We start from the raw sequence: 15,905 nt of genomic DNA, 5'->3' as shown, positions 1-15,905 counted from the left end.
TTAGAATACCGGCCTGTCACGCCGGGGGTCGCGGGTTCGAGTCCCGTCCGCTCCGCCACTACTTAAGAAGCCCAGTCGAAAGACTGGGCTTTTTTTCGTTTCCGGCACAGCCATCATTTCCCCCGAATAGCCTCTATTGCCTCACGCGACTCAGTAAAACACGCAGAGCCATACTGTGGTCATGTCGGGATGGGTCCATTCCACCCGGTGTTTTTGGCGGGCGGGAATGTTGATGTGGTCGCCCGGGCCCAGCTGTACCAGCTGCTGTTGCTGGGTCTGCGGATCGATGAACAGCAGGCTGGCTTCCCCCTGTACCACCAGGATCCACTCATGTTCATCCTGATCGTACCATTCACCCGGGGCGGTTTGATGACCGTGGGAGAGGATGCGTTCGATCCGCAGGTGGTTGGTGCTGACCAGATCCTGAAAGAGTTCGGTAGGCAGTGGCGAGGGAATATCGTTCAGCAGATTGCGCGTGTGCATGGGTATCTCCCGTCTGACAGTGCGAGTGGTTCTCTGCAGTATAGGAGCGAGCCTGGTGGATAAAGGTGAGAGCCGTGACAGGCAGGCAAGCAAATTCGTGCCCGAACGAGAACGATTACGGCCATTTTGATGAAAAAGTCAGGGAATTCGCTGCAATTCCGACAAATTCTTGCTATTTTGCGCGCCACGAAAGCAAACGATTTCCTTCACACTTTCAGGACAAGTTATGGCAAAGCAAGATATGGCCGCCCAATCAGGGAATGGCGGCTTTTTGGACTCTTATTTTTCCATTTCTGCGCGCGGCAGCAGCGTGCGCCAGGAGTTGCTGGCCGGGTTGACCACCTTTTTGGCCATGGTTTACAGCATCATAGTGGTGCCAAACATGCTGGGCGCCGCCGGTTTTGAACAGGGGCCGGTGTTTGTGGCCACCTGCTTGATCGCCGCCTTCGGCTCTCTGCTGATGGGGCTGTGGGCCAAGCTGCCGATGGCCATCGGTTGCGCCATCTCCCTCACCGCCTTTACCGCCTTCAGCCTGGTGCTGGGTCAGGGGCTGAGCATTCCGGTCGCGCTGGGCGCCATCTTCCTGATGGGGGTTCTGTTCACCTTGATCAGCGTCACCGGCGTGCGCCAGTGGATCCTGGACAACCTGCCCTCCGGCATCGCCCATGGTACCGGCATCGGTATCGGTCTGTTCCTGCTGCTGATCGCCACCAACGGCGTCGGCATGGTGATCAAGAACGAAGGTGCCGGTCTGCCGGTTCAGCTGGGTGAAGTGACCGCCTTCCCGGTCATCATGACGGTGCTGGGTCTGGCCGCCATCTTCGGTCTGGAGCGTCGCAAGGTGCCGGGCGGCATCCTGATGGTGATCATCGCCATCTCCATTCTCGGCCTTGTGTTCGACCCGAAAGTGACCTGGCAGGGCTTCTTCGCCGTGCCGAGCCTGACGGGCGAGAAGGGCTCTCTGGTGGGCAGCATGGATCTGCTGGGCGCCCTCAATCCGGTGGTGATCCCGACCGTACTGGCGCTGGTGATGACCGCGGTGTTTGACGCCACCGGCACCATCCGTGCCGTGGCCGGTCAGGCGGGCCTCATCAACGAACGTGGCCACATCATCAGCGGCGGCAAGGCCCTGACTGCCGACTCCGTCAGCAGCATGGTGGCGGGCGCCGTCGGTGGTGCACCGGCTGCCGTCTACATCGAATCCGCAGCTGGCACCGCCGCCGGTGGCAAGACCGGTCTGACCGCTGCCCTGGTCGGCGTGCTGTTCCTGCTGATGATCTTCCTCTCGCCGTTGAGCTACCTGGTACCTGCCTATGCCACCGCGCCTGCGCTGATGTATGTCGGCCTGCTGATGCTGGGCAACGTCACCAAGCTGGATTTCAACGATTCGGTCGATGCGCTCTCCGGCATGCTGTGCGCCGTCTTTATCGTGCTCACCTGCAACATCGTTACCGGCATCATGCTGGGCTTCGTGGCGCTGGTCGTCGGTCGCCTGTTTGCCGCCGAGTGGAAGAAGCTCAATATCGGTACCGTGATCATCGCCGTGGCACTGGTGATCTTCTATGCCGGTGGTTGGGCCATCTAAGGCTCCCGGTTTACGTGAAGGGCTCCTGCGGGGGCCCTTTTTGTTGGCTGTGAGACGGCTAACAGTTTTCCTTATATTGGCTCCGCATTGTTTCAGATTGAAACGCCGACCACCCTTCTGCTGTTTCAAATCCGAACCAAACTCCCGGTTATTTTTATCCTGTTTTCTGTCGTTAGACTGGCTCCATCAACCATCTGCCTACCCGTGTGGTGGCAAGCCAAGGAGTGAGCCATGAAGAAACTGATCAATGCTGTCGATGCCGTGGTCCGTGAACAACTGATGGGGATGGCAGCCGCCCACCCCGAGCTCAAGGTCCGTATCGAGCCACACTACATCACCCGTGCCGACTCCCCCGTGATGGGCAAGGTGGCGCTGGTCTCCGGCGGTGGCAGCGGCCACGAGCCGATGCACGGCGGTCTGGTGGGCAAGGGGATGCTGGATGGTGCCTGCCCCGGCGAGATCTTTACCTCGCCGACCCCGGATCAGATGTATGAGTGCGGCCAGGCGGTCGACGGCGGCGCCGGCGTGCTGTTTCTGGTGAAGAACTACACCGGCGACGTGCTCAACTTCGAGACCGCGGTCGAGCTGCTGCACGGTGACGGGGTCAAGGTGGGCTTCGCCCTGATCGATGACGATGTGGCGGTCAAAGACAGTCTCTATACCGCCGGCCGTCGTGGTGTCGCCACGACCGTGCTGTGCGAGAAGCTGGTCGGTGCCGCCGCAGAGGCGGGTTACGATCTGGCGCGCTGCGAGGCGCTGGCCCGCCGTATCAACAACCAGAGTCGCACCATAGGCGTTGCTACCCATGCCTGTACCGTACCGGCCGCCGGCAAGCCCTCCTTCACCCTGGCGGACAACGAGATGGAGTTCGGCGTGGGCATCCATGGCGAGCCGGGCATAGCGCGCCGTCCCTTCACCAATCTCGACACCCTGGTGGGTGACATGTTCAATGAACTGGCGGACAACACTCCCTATGGCCGTACCCTGCGTCACTGGGACAGAGCTTCCGGCAGCTGGCAGGAGGAGCACACCTTCATCGAGCCGTTCAACAAGGGCGATCGCGTCATCGCACTGGTCAACAGCCTGGGCGGTACTCCCATCTCCGAGCTCTACGGCGTCTATGGTCGCCTTGCTACCCTGTGCGAAGAGGCGGGCATCCATCTGGTGCGTAACTTGATCGGCCCCTACTGCACCTCCCTCGACATGACCGGCATCTCCATCACCCTGCTCAAGGTGGATGACGAGCTGATGACCCTGTGGGATGCCCCCGTTCACACCCCGGCCTTGCGTCGCGGCTGCTAAGGAGCCCTCATTCCCATGCTAAGCAAACATCAGATCGTCAACTGGCTGCTCGACTGCGAGCATATCTTCACCGAGCAGCGTGACTACCTCACGGCGCTGGATACCGACATCGGCGACGGCGACCACGGCCTCAATATGCAGCGCGGCTTTACCAAGGTGGCCGAGAAGCTGCCGGCAGTGGCGGACAAAGACATCGGTCAGGTGTTGAAAACCACCGGCATGACCCTGCTCTCCTCGGTCGGCGGGGCCAGCGGCCCGCTCTACGGCACCTTCTTCATCCGGGCCGCGGCCAGCAGCGATGCCTGCCAGAGCCTGACCCTCGGCCAACTCGGCAAGATGCTGAGCGACGGGGTGGAGGGGATCGTCTCGCGCGGTCGCGCCGAGCCGGGTGACAAGACCATGTGCGATGCCTGGTGGCCAGCCCTGGCCGCCCTGCAGCAGGCGGAGAAGCAAGGCTTGCCGCTACCTGAGGCGCTGGACAAGGCGGTGGCTGCCGCTGCCGCCGGCACCGAGGCCACCATCCAGATGCAGGCCCGCAAGGGGCGCGCCAGCTATCTTGGCGAGCGCAGCATCGGCCATCAGGATGCCGGGGCCACCTCGACCCTGCTGCTGCTGACCGCCCTGCGTGACAGAGCGAGGTTGTGACATGATCGGAATCGTAGTGGTCTCTCACAGCGCCATGCTGGCAGCCGGCTTGAAAGCGCTGGCCGACCAGCTGGGCAGCCCGGCGAAACTGTTGCTGGCGGCCGGGGTCGATGACCCCGACCACCCCATCGGCACCGACGCCATCGCCGTGATGAGTGCGATTGAAGAAGCGGACGACGGCAGCGGCGTGCTGGTACTGATGGATCTGGGCAGCGCCCTGCTCAGCGCCGAGACCGCCCTCGAGCTGTTGCCCCCGGAGCTGAGTGCTCGGGTACGGCTCTGCCCGGCCCCGCTGGTCGAAGGCACCCTGGCCGCCGTGGTGGCGGCCGGCTCCGGTCTGACGCTGGACGAGGTCGCCGCCGAGGCGCTCGGTGCGCTGGGCCCGAAACAGGCGATGCTGACGGGCAAGGCGGAGCCGCAGGATGTCGAGGCCGCTCCTGCCCCCGACGACGGCTGGCTGCGCTGCGAGGTGGTGGTGGACAATCCCCACGGCCTGCACGTGCGCCCTGCCGCTCGCCTGGTGGCGGCACTCAAGCCTTTTGCCGCAGAACTCAGGTTGCAAAAAGAGGATAAAGAGGCCAACCCCCGCAGCCTGACCCGGCTCACCATGCTCAACGTGCGTCAGGGCGACCGGCTCACCCTGCTGGCGCGCGGGGAGGATGCCGAGGCCGCCTTGGCCTGCTTCCAGCAGCTGGCTGCGGAGCGCTTCGGCGACTGACGCCACTGTTGCAAGGCGCTGCACTCGCTCGCTGAGCCGGTGCAGCCCCATTCAAGACGAAGGAGTCCCCGGCACTGCCGCCCCTTCGCCCCGATTCTTAATAAATAAAGAGAGAGGGATAAAATATGGACCGCATCATCATCAGCCCCAGCAAATACGTGCAAGGCAACGGGGCCCTCGCCAATATCGGCAACTACGTCAAGGCGCTCGGCGCCAAGCCGCTGATCTTGGCCGACGCCTTCGTCACCAAGCTGGTTGGCGATACCGTGGCCACCAGCTTCCACGGGGCAGGCATCCAGCCCGAGTTCGACTGCTTCAACGGCGAGTGCTCCCGCCCCGAAATAGATCGCCTGCTGGCGCGCTGCAAGCAGACCCCGTTTGACGTCATCATCGGCATCGGCGGCGGCAAGACGCTGGATACCGCCAAGTCGGTCGCCTTCTACCAGCAGGTGCCGGTGGTCATAGTGCCGACCATCGCTTCCACCGATGCCCCCACCAGCGCGCTGGCGGTCATCTACACCCCGGAAGGGCAATTCAGCGAATACCTGATGATCCCGACCAACCCCAACATGGTCATCATGGATACCGGTGTGGTCGCCCGTGCCCCGGTGCGGCTGCTGGTCTCCGGCATGGGGGATGCGCTCTCCACCTACTTCGAGGCGCGCGCCAACAAGGTGTCCGGTTGCAAGACCATGGCCGGTGGTGCCTCCACCCTGGCGGCGCAGGCCATCGCGAAGCTCTGCTACAAGACCCTACTGGCCGATGGCTACAAGGCCAAGCTGGCGGTGGAGCAGGGGCTTTGCACCAAGGCGGTGGAGAACATCATCGAGGCCAACACCTATCTGAGCGGTATCGGTTTCGAGAGCAGCGGTCTGGCCGCCGCCCACGCCGTTCACAACGGCCTGACCCAGCTGGCCGAGTGTCACCACCTCTATCACGGTGAGAAAGTGGCGTTCGGCACCCTGGTGCAGCTGGTGCTGGAGAATGCGCCGATGGCGGAGATCGAAACCGTATTGGGTTTCTGCCGCTCGATTGGCCTGCCCACCAACCTGCATATGATGGGGGTCAAGGAGCTGGACATGGCGCGCCTGATGGACGTGGCCAAGGCCTCCACTGCGGAGGGGGAGACCATCCACAACATGCCGTTCAAGGTTACCGCCGAGGACGTGCTGGCGGCCATCGTCACCGCCCACCAGCTGGGGCTGTAACTGGCCTCTGACAAGCGTGCCATATAGAAAGACCCCGCCACTGCGGGGCCTTTTCGTTGTCAGCGGGCTTGTTGCGAGAGCTCGGATCGCCGTCAGCCGTGGTAGTCGGCGGGATCGATCTCGAGCAGCTTCAGTCGTCGCCAGAGGGTGGTGCGGCCGATCCCCAGTTGCTGGGCCATCTGGCTGACCTGCCCCTTGCAGGCGTGGGCGCAGCGCAGGATGGCCTGATGCTCCAGCTCGGCCAGGGTGAGCAGCGGTTGTCCCACCACCTCGTCCGCCACCAGCTGATGGCCGTGGCGAATGGCGGCCGGCAGCGCCTCGGGCGGGATCTGCGGCTGGCTGGAGTGGAGCAGTGCATGCTCGATGGCGCTGCGCAGCTCTCCCAGGTTGCCGGGCCAGGGGTAGGCGAGCAGGCAGTCGAGGGCCGCCGGGCTGAACTGGCGCCCCGGCTCGCGCCCCTGCGCCCCCAGCTGCTGGCTGATGAGGCCGGGCAGATCGGCCGCGCGCTCGCGCAGGCTCGGCAGCCACAGTTCGCACGCCTGCAACGCATAGAGCAACTGCCGCCCGAAGTGCCCCTCTTGCACCTTCTGCTCCAGCGCGGCGCTGCTGGTAGCGATGATCCTTACCTTGAGCGGCAGGATGCGGGCCGAATCGAAGCGCTGGATGCGGCCGGTCTTGAGCAGTTGCAGCAGCGCCGCCTGCATGGGGGCAGAGAGGCACTCCACCTGCTCCAGCACCAGGGTGCCGCCGTGGGCCAGCTCGAACTTGCCCGCCCGCTCCTGTCCCGCTTCGTCGGAACCCATCAGCTCCAGCGCCATCCGCTCGCTCGGCAGCGCCTTGCAGTTGAGGGTAATAAGTGGCCCGGCGGCCCGCTCGCTGCCAAAGTGGATCGCCTCCGCCAGCTGGGCCTTGCCCACCTCCTCCTCGCCGCGCAGCAGGATCGGTCCCTGACTCTGGGCTGCCTGCCGGGCGTAGCGCAGCAGCTTGCGCATGGCGCTCGATTCGCCCACCAGCGCCGACAGCTCGGGCACCGTCTGGCGCAACTGGTGGATGGCCCGCAGCCGGTCAACCGGGTGCAGCAGGGCGATAAAGCTGACCCCCTCCGGCCCCGGCAGCGGCTTGAGGCTCACCAGCGCATTGATGAACTCCGCCTCCTGCGCGCCGAGCCGCTCCAGCGTCACCTCCACATGGCTGAGCGGCGTCTGCCCCCTGATCGCCAGCTGCAACCGCTGCGGCAACAACAGGTGCTGCTCCAGCGGCTGACCGAGGCAGAGCGCCGGATCGAGCCGCAGCCGATTGGCCGCCAGCGCGTTGAGGTAGCGCAGTCGCCCCTGCGGATCCCAGGCCAGCACGCCATCATCCATGCCATCGAGCAGGGCGTAAAGTTCGCTCAGGTGGTGCTGGGACTCCTGCATCAGGGTCTCCATATGCAGCAGATGGGCCAGCTCGCGCCCGGCGCTGACGGTGAGCGCCAGATCGCCCGCGCCCGCCTCCTCCACCTTGCAGATCAAGGCGATGATGGCGACCTGACGGCCGTTGCTGTTGTAGACCGGACTGGCGCAGCTGTGCCACGGATGCAGGGTCTGATTGAAGTGCTGGGGGCCGCTGACGCAGAGCGGCACTCCCTCCAGCGCCGCCAGATTGATGGCATTGGTGCCGATGCGCCCCTCGCTGAAAAAGGCGCCGGGGCCAAACCCCAGCGCCGCCAGCTCGCGCAGGGTGTCGGGATGGCCGGTCTGGGCCAGCAGGCAGCCGCTCTCGTCGGTGAGCAGCAGGGCGCAGGGACGCCCCTCCATGAATTCGTAGAGATCTTCGAGGGCCATCTCGCCGGTGGTGAGCAGGTCACGCTTGCGCTGGCGCAGGCTCTGCAAGGTCTGCCCCTTTGCGCTGTGGGGCGGATGCCAGAGGGTGGCACTGGTCTGGTGGGCGCAGCGCAGCCAGGATGCCTGCAGATAGTCAGGCCAAGCGAGCAGCGGCTGAAGGTCAGATGGCATGGTCACAGCAATATCCGGCAAGATGTGAGCCGACCATTTAACCACTCTTGCTAGCCCGATTCAGTGACCTGCCTCAGAGGGTGGCAACCCCGCCCTCCTCTCGGTCCGGTTCGCCGTCGGCAAACTGCTGGCCGAGCCAGTGGCAGAAGGCGCGGCACTCCGGCATGGTCTCGCTCTCCTGATGCACCAGCAGATGCCATTGCGGCCCCTTGACCCTGTGGGTAGAGAGCGGCAACAGCTGCCCCTGCTGACGAGCGGGACGGGAGAGCCGCTCGCTCACCAGGGCGATGCCGAGCCCCTGACAGGCGGCGTCCAGCAAGAGGCCGGGATCGGAGAAGTTGAGCCCCCGGGTCTGCAGCTGCAGATCCTCTCCGCCCTTGAGGGTCCAGTGGTGCCAGTCCAGCTCCCGCTCCCCGTGCAGGGTGGTGCGCTCTGTCGCAGGTAGCGCCAGCGCGGCGGGGGCCGCCACCGGCAGCAGGCGGTCTGCCAGCAGCAGCTGGTGGCGGCACTCGGCCTGGGGGGCCAGCTCCCAGCGCAGGGCGAGATCGATGGTCTGCTCGGCCATGTCGGGCTCTTCATCGCTGGTGAACAGCCAGAGATCGATGTCGGGATGCAGGCGGTGAAACTCCCCCAGCCGCGGCAGCAGCCAGTGGCGAGCGATGGCGGTGCTGGTGTTGAGCACCAGCTGGTTCGGTTTGCGGTACTGCTCCAGCCGCTGGATCCCCATCGCCAGCTGCAACAGCACGCTCTGGGTGGTCTCCAGCAGATCCTGCCCCGCATCGGTGAGGGCGACCGAGCGCCCCTGCCGGTGAAACAGCGGCTGGCCGAGCAGCTCCTCCAGCGAGCGAATCTGCTGGCTGATGGCGGACTGGGTCAGGTGCAGCTCCTGCGCAGCCTGATGAAAACTGCCGAGTCTGGCCGCCGCCTCAAAGCCCCGCAGCACGTTGAGCGGGGGCCACTGCTTGAACACCATTGATTAGCTCCACTTATCACTTTTACCGAAAATTGATCGTTTGTTCGCCGCCAAAGCCACGGATAGTCTATTACTCAACGCAATTAGATTAACAGCGCTTGTTATTTTCGGTCATTCAGCGACAGCAAAGAGCGCGCTTATCCAAGGAGTTTTTCATGCCATCCCGACGCAACGTATTGAAACAGCTGGCGGCCATTGGCGTGTTGGCCGGGCTCGGCAATCTGCCGGGCAAGGTGCACGCAGCCAGCAGCAATGCCGATGAGGAGGCTGCCACCGGCGAGCGATTCCATATGCCCGATGAAGCCGCCCCTCAGACGCAGGTCTGGGTCGCCTTTGCCGCCAGCTCGGCTATCTGGGGCCGCGACTACAAGGAGGTGCAGGCAACCATCGGCCGGCTGGTACAGGCCATGGCGCCTTATACCCAGGTGAACGTGCTCTGTCGCGAAGCCGAACAGGCGCTGGCCCGCCAGCTCTGCGGCGAACAGAACACCCGCTTTGTCGTCGCCGAGCTGGACGATATCTGGCTGCGCGATACCGGCGGCGTCTTCGTCCAGAACGGCGAAGGGGAGCTGGGGCTGGTGGATTTCAACTTCAACGGCTGGGGCGACAAGCAGGAGCACGAACAGGATGCGGGCATAGCCGAGCTGGTCAGCAAGCAGGCGGATGCTCACTATCTGCAAAGCAAGCTGACTGGCGAGGGGGGCGGTATCGAGGTGGATGGCAACGGCACCGCCATCATGACCGAGAGTTGCTGGCTCAACAGCAACCGCAATCCGGGGGTGAGCAAGGCACAACTGGAGGCGGAGCTGAAAGCCAATCTGGGGCTGCGCAAAATCATCTGGCTGCCGGGCATCAAGGGCAAGGACATTACCGATGCCCACGTCGATTTCTACGCCCGCTTTGTCCGCCCCGGGGTGGTAGTGGTCAATCTGGACAACGATCCGGAGTCCCACGACTACCAGGTGACCCGCCAGCATATGGCCATCCTCAAGCAGGCCACCGATGCCGACGGCAACAAGCTGGAGCTGCATGTACTGCCGCCCCCGCTCGATGGGCGGGACAACCGCTTTAGCCGCAGCCGCGACTTCGCCGCCGGTTATATCAACTATCTGCCGATCAATGGTGCGGTGATCGCCCCCGAGTTTGGCGACAAGGCCGCCGACAGCTACTGCCACGAGCTGCTGGCCCGCCTCTACCCCGGCCGCGAAATCGTGCAGATCAATATCGATCCGGTCGCCGCCGGTGGCGGCGGCATTCACTGCATCACCCTGCACCAGCCAGCCTGACCATTCTCTACAAACTCATGACCCGGGGCGTTGCCACGCTCCGGGTTATATCGCCATGCTTTTTTGTTAACCACGAACCACTTTACCCGCCGCCATAAATCTTGGCCCACTACGCCATATGGCGTATCACCTTGATCACACTCCTGACCTGTTCACAACGCCGAGGCCGTGTGGTGCTTTCCATTGCCGCTCCACAAGTGTATTTTTGCTCAGTGGCAAAAAATAGAGCCAACGGGAAATGTTGAGCGAACGGATTCAGCACCAGAGGCCGTTGGCAATATTGTGATCTAAAATGTATTTCTTGTAGCGGTGTTCAGGGGGGGGGCAGAGTTATACGAAAGGTTCTATTAACTGATTAGTACTGCCGTTTATCTAATCACTGTTATGTTCTCAAGACTACGGAGGTAAAATGAAGCTATTCAGCCAGCTGGTTACGTTGATCGGTATTTTAATATCGGGATTTCACTCATATGTGAATAACTATAGCTTTGAAGGGGTTGTTGCATTTCTTTCGTTCATCGCAGCTTTTGCGGCAACTTTCTTTTTTGGTAAAAATTCTAATATGAATCAGCAGGTAGGCAAAAACTCTAAAGCCTATCAATCAGGCAGAGATATTAACATTAAGGAGTAGGCCGTGATAGGGGATATGAAGCAAGAGACAGGTGAAAACTCTGATGCTTACCAAGCAAGGCGAGATATCAATATCACCCATCAGGGGATGGACTATCGTAACGTCAAACAGCTATGTCTTGATTTAATACATGACAATTTTCCTAAGCTCCAAGAAGAAGCGATGAAGCAGGTCAATGAAAATGTCATGGCCTTGGCTAGTGAGTTAAAGACTGAGATTGCGAAAAAACAAGCAGTTACTGATCCAGGAAAATTTGCACAACCCGATGTCCAAGCAGCCTTGAATGAGGCAGTTCAGGGAGCTGCCAAAAAAGGTAAAAAGGCGGACTTAAATTTGTTGGCAAGTTTGGTCGCTTCAAGAATTGATAGAGGCAATAGTGATTTATTAGATATTACTATTGAAGAAGCAATTCGACTTACGCCTAAGCTCACGAGAGAACACATAAATTTTCTTAGTGTTAAACATTTTATGTCAAGCATGACTATTCAGATGCCGAATGTTTCTTTTGGACATTTGGAGCAATTTGCTGCACCTGTTCTAGCCGCCTTCGGGCGTGACTGCGTGCTGTCAGTGCCAAATTTGCAGTATTTGGCTGGGGTTGGAGTTTTAGATTTCAATCCTATGTTTGGTCATGATGTATATGAAATTCAGTTTAACGGTTATCCCTTGCTCGCAGAGAACACGCAGGAATTTAAAGAAAGAATAAAGGATAAGGCGCCGAGTTTATGTAAGCTTTTAGAACTGTATGATAAAGAAAAATTCTCATCTGCCAATTTAAACAGCTTTGGTCAAGTTATTGCTCTTACAAACTTGGGTCGTATATTTACCAATATAGACCTTAAGATTTGGATAAATTGAACATAACAAACGGCTCTTGTTGGACTCGTCTACGCTGCGCTCCGGCTCATCGTAAAACCGTGCGTTAGTTGCTTGAGAGGAAATTTGGCTAATCAAACCTGCATGGGGCGGTAATATGTGGGGTATGCAGGTTGGCACGAATTAGCAAACCTGACGCTATCGCCATAAACCACGCTCACCACAAACAAATGAGCCGCCCAATGGGCGGCTCTTTGCATCGGGGATGAATGAATCGTCACGGCGCCTTGGGCGGCTCCACCAGAGCGGTCGCCGGTTGGTCATCTTCCTTGATCCAGGCATCCAGCAGGGTGTAGCCCACCGCCAGCACTACCGGGCCGATAAAGAGGCCGATGATCCCCATCGCCAGCAAGCCGCCGATAACCCCCACCAGAATGAGAATGAGCGGCAGGTCGGCGCCGCGCTTGATCAGGAAGGGGCGCAGGAAGTTGTCCATGGTGCCTGCCAGCAGCGACCAGACCAGCAGGAAGGTTCCCCAGGTGGTATCGCCGCTCCAGTAGAGGTAGCCGACACAGGCCAGCAGCACTGGAAAGGGGCCGATCTGGGCGACGATCAGCAGGAACATCACCACCACCAGGATCATGGTGTAGGGGATGCCGGCAATCAGCAGACCCAATCCCGCCACCGAGGATTGCACCAGTGCGGTCACGACGACCCCCATGGCCACGGCGCGGATCGCCTGTGAAGCGAGCACGGTGGCGTTGTCGCCACGCTCGCCGGCCAGCCGGTGGGCGAAACGGCGAATGCCGGTCGCCACCACTTCACCCGAGTGGTAGAGCAGGCCGCAGATGCCGACGGTCAGCAGGAAGTGGACGAACAGCAGCCCCAGGTTGCCCGCCTGGGAGGCGAGCCAGCGGGCGGTCTGGCCAAAATAAGGGGCCAGCTTGGCAAACAGCACCTGGCCACCGCTCGCCAGAATTTGCTGCCAGAAGTCATAGAGCTTGCCGCCCACCAGCGGAACCTGCTGTAGCCAGAGCAGCTCGGGAGGCGGGGAGTGGCTGATGGTGGTGCCGAGTTCAATCAGCATGGGGGCCTTCTCCGCCACGTTGGCCAGCGCCATGAAGAGCGGGATGACGAACATCAGCAGCAGTACCAGGGTCATGCTGAGGGCCGCCAGGGCGCGCTTGCCCCACAGCAGGCGCTGCACCATCAGCATCAGTGGCCAGGTAGCGATGGTGATCATGGTGGCCCACACCAGGGCGGGCAGGAAGGGGCGCAGCACCATGAAGCAGGAGACGATGAGGAGGCTGAGGAACAGTACTCCCAGGGTTATCTTGGCCAAATCCACTTTTTTCATATTCATAGCAATCCCTTGTCAGGGCCTGGGCCCTTGGGTAGCGGGTCATTATTCACGAGTGAGAGTATCCACCAGAGGCCGGCGCTCAACCAGAGCCCCAGGCAACAATAAAGCAGCCACTGGCCGAGCAGGATAAGCCAGGAGCTGGTCAGCCAGAGCGGCAGCACCCACCAGAGCGCCCCCAGCGGCAGGCCGCCGAGCAGCGCCAGCAGCGGGGTGCGCCAGCCAGTCTGCACCGTGCGCGGCAGCGGCAACATCATGCCGAGGGTCAGCCCCAGACTGAAGGTGGCCAGGCCCGCCAGCGCCGAGGATTGGCTCCACCCGGCGGCCAGCGCGCAGGCGAAGGTGAGCCCGGCCCAGCTCCACGGCTTGGCCGCCAGGTTGGCGAGGCGGGGATGCAGGGCCAGCAGCAATGCGCCAAGCAGCAGGCCGACCGCCACATCCGACAGGAAGTGAACCCCGAGCCAGACCCGGGCCAGCCCGGTCAGGGCCGCCAGCAGCAGAGCCAGGGTGGTGCTGCGCCAGGGGTTGGCGGGCCAGCACCCTCTGAGCAATGCGCCCCAGAACAGCAGTGCCGAGGCGGCGTGGCCGCTCGGCATGCCGAAGCCCTGGGCGCTGCCTTGTGCCAGCGCGGGATCGAGGTGGAAGGGTCTGGGCCAGCCAATCCCCTCCTTGGCCAGCTGCACCAGCACGGTGAGGGTCAGCATGGCCAGCAGCAACTGGCGCACCCGGGGCCAGCCCAGCCAGGGCAGCAGCAAGGGTAGCAGGGCAAGCTGAAAGGCGGCTGAACCGAACAGGTTGCTGACCTCGAGCCAGCGCACCTGGGTACCGAGCCAGGTCTGCAGCTGGTGGATCAGCGGCACTTCCATTTGGTGCAGTGCATTGCCCTCGCCACGAAAATCGGGCTGCCACAGCACAGGGCTGTCGGGAATGGCGGCCAGTAGGGGGGCCAGCCAGTCGAGCTGCGCCGGAAAGCGGCGCTGATCATCCGGCAACCGGGCCGGAGCGATCAGCCTGGCATTGAGGATCTCGCCGCCCAGATTGGGGGCCCGCAGCAGGGAGACAAAGCCAGAGCCGGTCTGTGCGCGAATGGGTTCCAGGGTCTGGCAGGCAAACAGCAGGGCGCGCTGCCATGGCCCCAGCTCGGCGATGACCCGACCCCGCAGGCCGGTCTCTTCATAGAGTTCCCGCAACGCCGCCTGTTGCGGCGTCTCGCCCGCGTCTATGTAGCCGCCGGTCAGGCTGTAGCGGGACGAGACCCTGTCCTGCACCAGCAACAGCTGTTGTTGATGTTTGACGACGCAGACGGCTGCGCCTGGCGCGGCCAGAGCGGGCAATCCCGCCAACAGAAGACAGAACAGCAAAAAACAGTAGCGCGACATGACCGCCTGACGAGTGAGGGAGAGTGGGCACAAGCGTCACAGAAATCAGATAGTTGGGCAATGGTTTCAAGTCAGGCTTCGCTACTTGGGGCGGCTTGGCGAGAGGCTGGCCAGCTGCACAAGGATTGCCGCGGGGAGAGGCAGTCCCTAGTATTGGCAGCTATGTTATTTTCATGCAGCAAACCTTGGGACCTTCCATGAAACAGTTTGGCTTTTTTCTGGGTATCGCCATCGGCGTCATCCTGATCCTGTTCGGCAGCATCGTCATCTTCCAGGCCCTGCCTGCCGCGCTGGACGTGCTGGAGATGCCGAGCCGCATCCCCTTCGTGCGCGAGGTTTACACCTGGCTGATGACCAGCGCCAGCGGTCTGACCGGCCAGCTGGAGCAGAACTTCCTGGAGGCGTTCCAGACCGTGCTCAAGCTGATCCTGCTCATCACCTTCATGTGGGTCTGCGTCAAGCTGGTCAACATGGGGGTCTTGATCATCCGTGCCGGGGTGGACCTCATCCGCACCGCCATCGAGCACAGCGAAAGTGCCCAGGCCAAGAAATCCGATCACGACCACCACTTCCAGTGAGCGGATCGCACCATGAAACAGGCCACCTTCGGGTGGCCTGTTTGCATCCTGGGTTTATTCGATCGTGGGCAGGTGATCCGCCGGTGGTGACTGCACCACATCCTGATAGCGGGCGATCAGCCGCTTGAAGGCCTCCCCCTGTCTGACCTTGTCGAGCGCCTGTTGCAGACGGGCGACCTGCTGTTTGTCCGCCGCCGGGTTGAAGGCGAAGCAGTTGTCCTGATCCGCCAGGGTGGCGACGGTGACGAAGGTATCGGACGAAAAACCGAGCTGCCTTGCCTGGTGGAACAGCATGACTTCGTTGCCGGCCACCAGATCGGTGCGGGCCATGATGAGCTGGCGTACCACCTGATCCATGCGCTCCACCGACATCAGGTTGGCGGGGCTGATGCCCCGGTTGAGCAGCAGCTGCTCCCCTACATCCGCCTGCATGACTCCGATCTGCAGCTTGGTCAGATCGGCCTTGCCGGTCACCTTGGGGGCATCCCGCTTGCGCCCTACCAGTGAGACCCGCGAGTGGCTGATGGGGCAGACCCAGAGAAAGTGCGGATCCCGCGCCTGGGTGTGGGCCGTGGTGAACAGCACCGCATCCGGCTGCTGGGTCAGCAGGTACCAGGCCTTGGCCCAGGGCATGAAGTGGATGGGCTGCTCCGGCTCGCCCATCTCCTGCCACATCAGTCTCAGCAGCTCCACCGCCAGGCCGGTGCTGTTGCCCTTCTCATCCTGGCCGTTGAACGGCATGTTCTGCTCGGAGTAATAGGTGAACGCCGAGGCGGGCAGGGCTGTGCCGAGACAGCAGCAGATCATCAGGCTGAGCAGACGCGACATGGCAGCACTCCTTGCAACAAATCGTCCTTCCAGTTTAGGGGGCTATGTCGAGAAGTTCATGATTTCCCGCGCCCGGTAGCGTGGGCGGTGAGGGATTGTGGTGGGGAGCGAGGGGGTGG

15 protein-coding genes are annotated in these 15,905 nt (G+C 61.9%); 9 read left to right on the top strand and 6 right to left on the bottom strand.

The window, feature by feature from the left end; translation table 11 throughout:
- Window positions 1-150 precede the first annotated feature (150 nt).
- Window positions 151-483: a cupin domain-containing protein gene (locus OKC29_RS19795; protein ID WP_005306245.1), complete on the bottom strand. Its 333-nt coding sequence runs from the start codon at window positions 481-483 to the stop codon at window positions 151-153.
- Between the two features lie 226 nt (window positions 484-709).
- Between OKC29_RS19795 and OKC29_RS19790 the strand changes: the two genes are divergently transcribed.
- From OKC29_RS19790 to OKC29_RS19770, 5 genes are all read left to right on the top strand, one after another.
- The gene (locus OKC29_RS19790; protein WP_065475228.1) at window positions 710-2,068 is read left to right on the top strand and encodes an NCS2 family permease; all 1,359 of its coding nucleotides are present in this window, start codon (window positions 710-712) and stop codon (window positions 2,066-2,068) included.
- 231 nt (window positions 2,069-2,299) lie between these two features.
- Window positions 2,300-3,370 carry a dihydroxyacetone kinase subunit DhaK gene (dhaK, locus tag OKC29_RS19785; RefSeq protein ID WP_045525822.1) on the top strand — a complete coding sequence of 357 codons (1,071 nt, stop codon included), beginning with the start codon at window positions 2,300-2,302 and terminating at the stop codon, window positions 3,368-3,370.
- A gap of 15 nt (window positions 3,371-3,385) precedes the next feature.
- Window positions 3,386-4,015 (top strand): dihydroxyacetone kinase subunit DhaL, encoded by a 630-nt coding sequence (dhaL, locus tag OKC29_RS19780; RefSeq protein WP_073352065.1) that lies wholly within the window; start codon window positions 3,386-3,388, stop codon window positions 4,013-4,015.
- A 1-nt stretch (window position 4,016) separates the two neighbouring features.
- Complete coding sequence (gene dhaM, locus OKC29_RS19775) at window positions 4,017-4,733, top strand: dihydroxyacetone kinase phosphoryl donor subunit DhaM (protein WP_073352063.1); 717 nt, start codon at window positions 4,017-4,019, stop codon at window positions 4,731-4,733.
- Between the two features lie 125 nt (window positions 4,734-4,858).
- Entirely contained in the window at window positions 4,859-5,941 is a 1,083-nt protein-coding gene (locus OKC29_RS19770; RefSeq protein ID WP_073352062.1) for a glycerol dehydrogenase, read from the top strand.
- Window positions 5,942-6,033: 92 nt separating this feature from the next.
- Here the strand turns inward: OKC29_RS19770 and dhaR are convergent, their stop codons facing one another.
- Complete coding sequence (gene dhaR / locus OKC29_RS19765; protein ID WP_073352612.1) at window positions 6,034-7,935, bottom strand: dihydroxyacetone kinase operon transcriptional regulator DhaR; 1,902 nt, start codon at window positions 7,933-7,935, stop codon at window positions 6,034-6,036.
- A 73-nt stretch (window positions 7,936-8,008) separates the two neighbouring features.
- On the bottom strand, window positions 8,009-8,908 hold the full coding sequence (locus tag OKC29_RS19760; protein WP_073352060.1) for a LysR family transcriptional regulator: 900 nt from the start codon (window positions 8,906-8,908) through the stop codon (window positions 8,009-8,011).
- A gap of 155 nt (window positions 8,909-9,063) precedes the next feature.
- On the opposite strand from OKC29_RS19760, the gene OKC29_RS19755 reads away from it, so the two are divergent.
- From OKC29_RS19755 to OKC29_RS19745, 3 genes are all read left to right on the top strand, one after another.
- Window positions 9,064-10,194, top strand: coding sequence for an agmatine deiminase family protein (locus OKC29_RS19755; protein ID WP_073352058.1), 1,131 nt, complete (start codon window positions 9,064-9,066; stop codon window positions 10,192-10,194).
- Window positions 10,195-10,603: 409 nt separating this feature from the next.
- Window positions 10,604-10,825, top strand: a complete 222-nt coding sequence (locus OKC29_RS19750; protein ID WP_073352056.1) for a hypothetical protein — start codon at window positions 10,604-10,606, stop codon at window positions 10,823-10,825.
- Window positions 10,826-10,828: 3 nt separating this feature from the next.
- Entirely contained in the window at window positions 10,829-11,683 is an 855-nt protein-coding gene (locus tag OKC29_RS19745) for an LPO_1073/Vpar_1526 family protein (protein ID WP_073352054.1), read from the top strand.
- Window positions 11,684-11,918: 235 nt separating this feature from the next.
- On the opposite strand, the gene ydiK is transcribed toward OKC29_RS19745, so the two are convergent.
- Both ydiK and OKC29_RS19735 read right to left on the bottom strand, forming a co-directional pair.
- Entirely contained in the window at window positions 11,919-13,004 is a 1,086-nt protein-coding gene (ydiK, locus tag OKC29_RS19740; protein WP_162275787.1) for an AI-2E family transporter YdiK, read from the bottom strand.
- Window positions 13,001-14,380, bottom strand: a complete 1,380-nt coding sequence (locus OKC29_RS19735; protein ID WP_073352052.1) for a bifunctional NUDIX hydrolase/phosphatase PAP2 family protein — start codon at window positions 14,378-14,380, stop codon at window positions 13,001-13,003. Before OKC29_RS19735 ends, ydiK begins: the two co-directional genes overlap by 4 nt.
- 197 nt (window positions 14,381-14,577) lie before the next feature.
- Between OKC29_RS19735 and OKC29_RS19730 the strand changes: the two genes are divergently transcribed.
- Window positions 14,578-14,958 (top strand): hypothetical protein, encoded by a 381-nt coding sequence (locus OKC29_RS19730; RefSeq protein ID WP_042067905.1) that lies wholly within the window; start codon window positions 14,578-14,580, stop codon window positions 14,956-14,958.
- A 54-nt stretch (window positions 14,959-15,012) separates the two neighbouring features.
- Here the strand turns inward: OKC29_RS19730 and OKC29_RS19725 are convergent, their stop codons facing one another.
- Complete coding sequence (locus tag OKC29_RS19725; RefSeq protein ID WP_029305219.1) at window positions 15,013-15,786, bottom strand: substrate-binding periplasmic protein; 774 nt, start codon at window positions 15,784-15,786, stop codon at window positions 15,013-15,015.
- Window positions 15,787-15,905 lie beyond the last annotated feature (119 nt).

The organism is Aeromonas sp. QDB34 (assembly GCF_027705405.1).
Classification (GTDB): domain Bacteria; phylum Pseudomonadota; class Gammaproteobacteria; order Enterobacterales; family Aeromonadaceae; genus Aeromonas; species Aeromonas hydrophila.
Note: the sequence above shows the minus strand (reverse complement) of the source record. Positions and strands in the feature narration are given on the sequence as shown.

Excerpts from the sequence above, each read along its gene's own strand:
- OKC29_RS19730 (WP_042067905.1), top strand. The coding sequence starts at position 14,578 with ATGAAACAGTTTGGCTTTTTTCTGGGTATCGCCATCGGCGTCATCCTG.
- OKC29_RS19750 (WP_073352056.1), top strand. The coding sequence starts at position 10,604 with ATGAAGCTATTCAGCCAGCTGGTTACGTTGATCGGTATTTTAATATCG.
- dhaM (WP_073352063.1), top strand. The coding sequence starts at position 4,017 with ATGATCGGAATCGTAGTGGTCTCTCACAGCGCCATGCTGGCAGCCGGC.
- OKC29_RS19795 (WP_005306245.1), bottom strand. The coding sequence starts at position 483 with ATGCACACGCGCAATCTGCTGAACGATATTCCCTCGCCACTGCCTACC.
- OKC29_RS19735 (WP_073352052.1), bottom strand. The coding sequence starts at position 14,380 with ATGTCGCGCTACTGTTTTTTGCTGTTCTGTCTTCTGTTGGCGGGATTG.
- OKC29_RS19755 (WP_073352058.1), top strand. The coding sequence starts at position 9,064 with ATGCCATCCCGACGCAACGTATTGAAACAGCTGGCGGCCATTGGCGTG.
- OKC29_RS19770 (WP_073352062.1), top strand. The coding sequence starts at position 4,859 with ATGGACCGCATCATCATCAGCCCCAGCAAATACGTGCAAGGCAACGGG.
- OKC29_RS19790 (WP_065475228.1), top strand. The coding sequence starts at position 710 with ATGGCAAAGCAAGATATGGCCGCCCAATCAGGGAATGGCGGCTTTTTG.
- ydiK (WP_162275787.1), bottom strand. The coding sequence starts at position 13,004 with ATGAATATGAAAAAAGTGGATTTGGCCAAGATAACCCTGGGAGTACTG.
- dhaK (WP_045525822.1), top strand. The coding sequence starts at position 2,300 with ATGAAGAAACTGATCAATGCTGTCGATGCCGTGGTCCGTGAACAACTG.
- OKC29_RS19760 (WP_073352060.1), bottom strand. The coding sequence starts at position 8,908 with ATGGTGTTCAAGCAGTGGCCCCCGCTCAACGTGCTGCGGGGCTTTGAG.
- OKC29_RS19725 (WP_029305219.1), bottom strand. The coding sequence starts at position 15,786 with ATGTCGCGTCTGCTCAGCCTGATGATCTGCTGCTGTCTCGGCACAGCC.
- dhaL (WP_073352065.1), top strand. The coding sequence starts at position 3,386 with ATGCTAAGCAAACATCAGATCGTCAACTGGCTGCTCGACTGCGAGCAT.
- dhaR (WP_073352612.1), bottom strand. The coding sequence starts at position 7,935 with ATGCCATCTGACCTTCAGCCGCTGCTCGCTTGGCCTGACTATCTGCAG.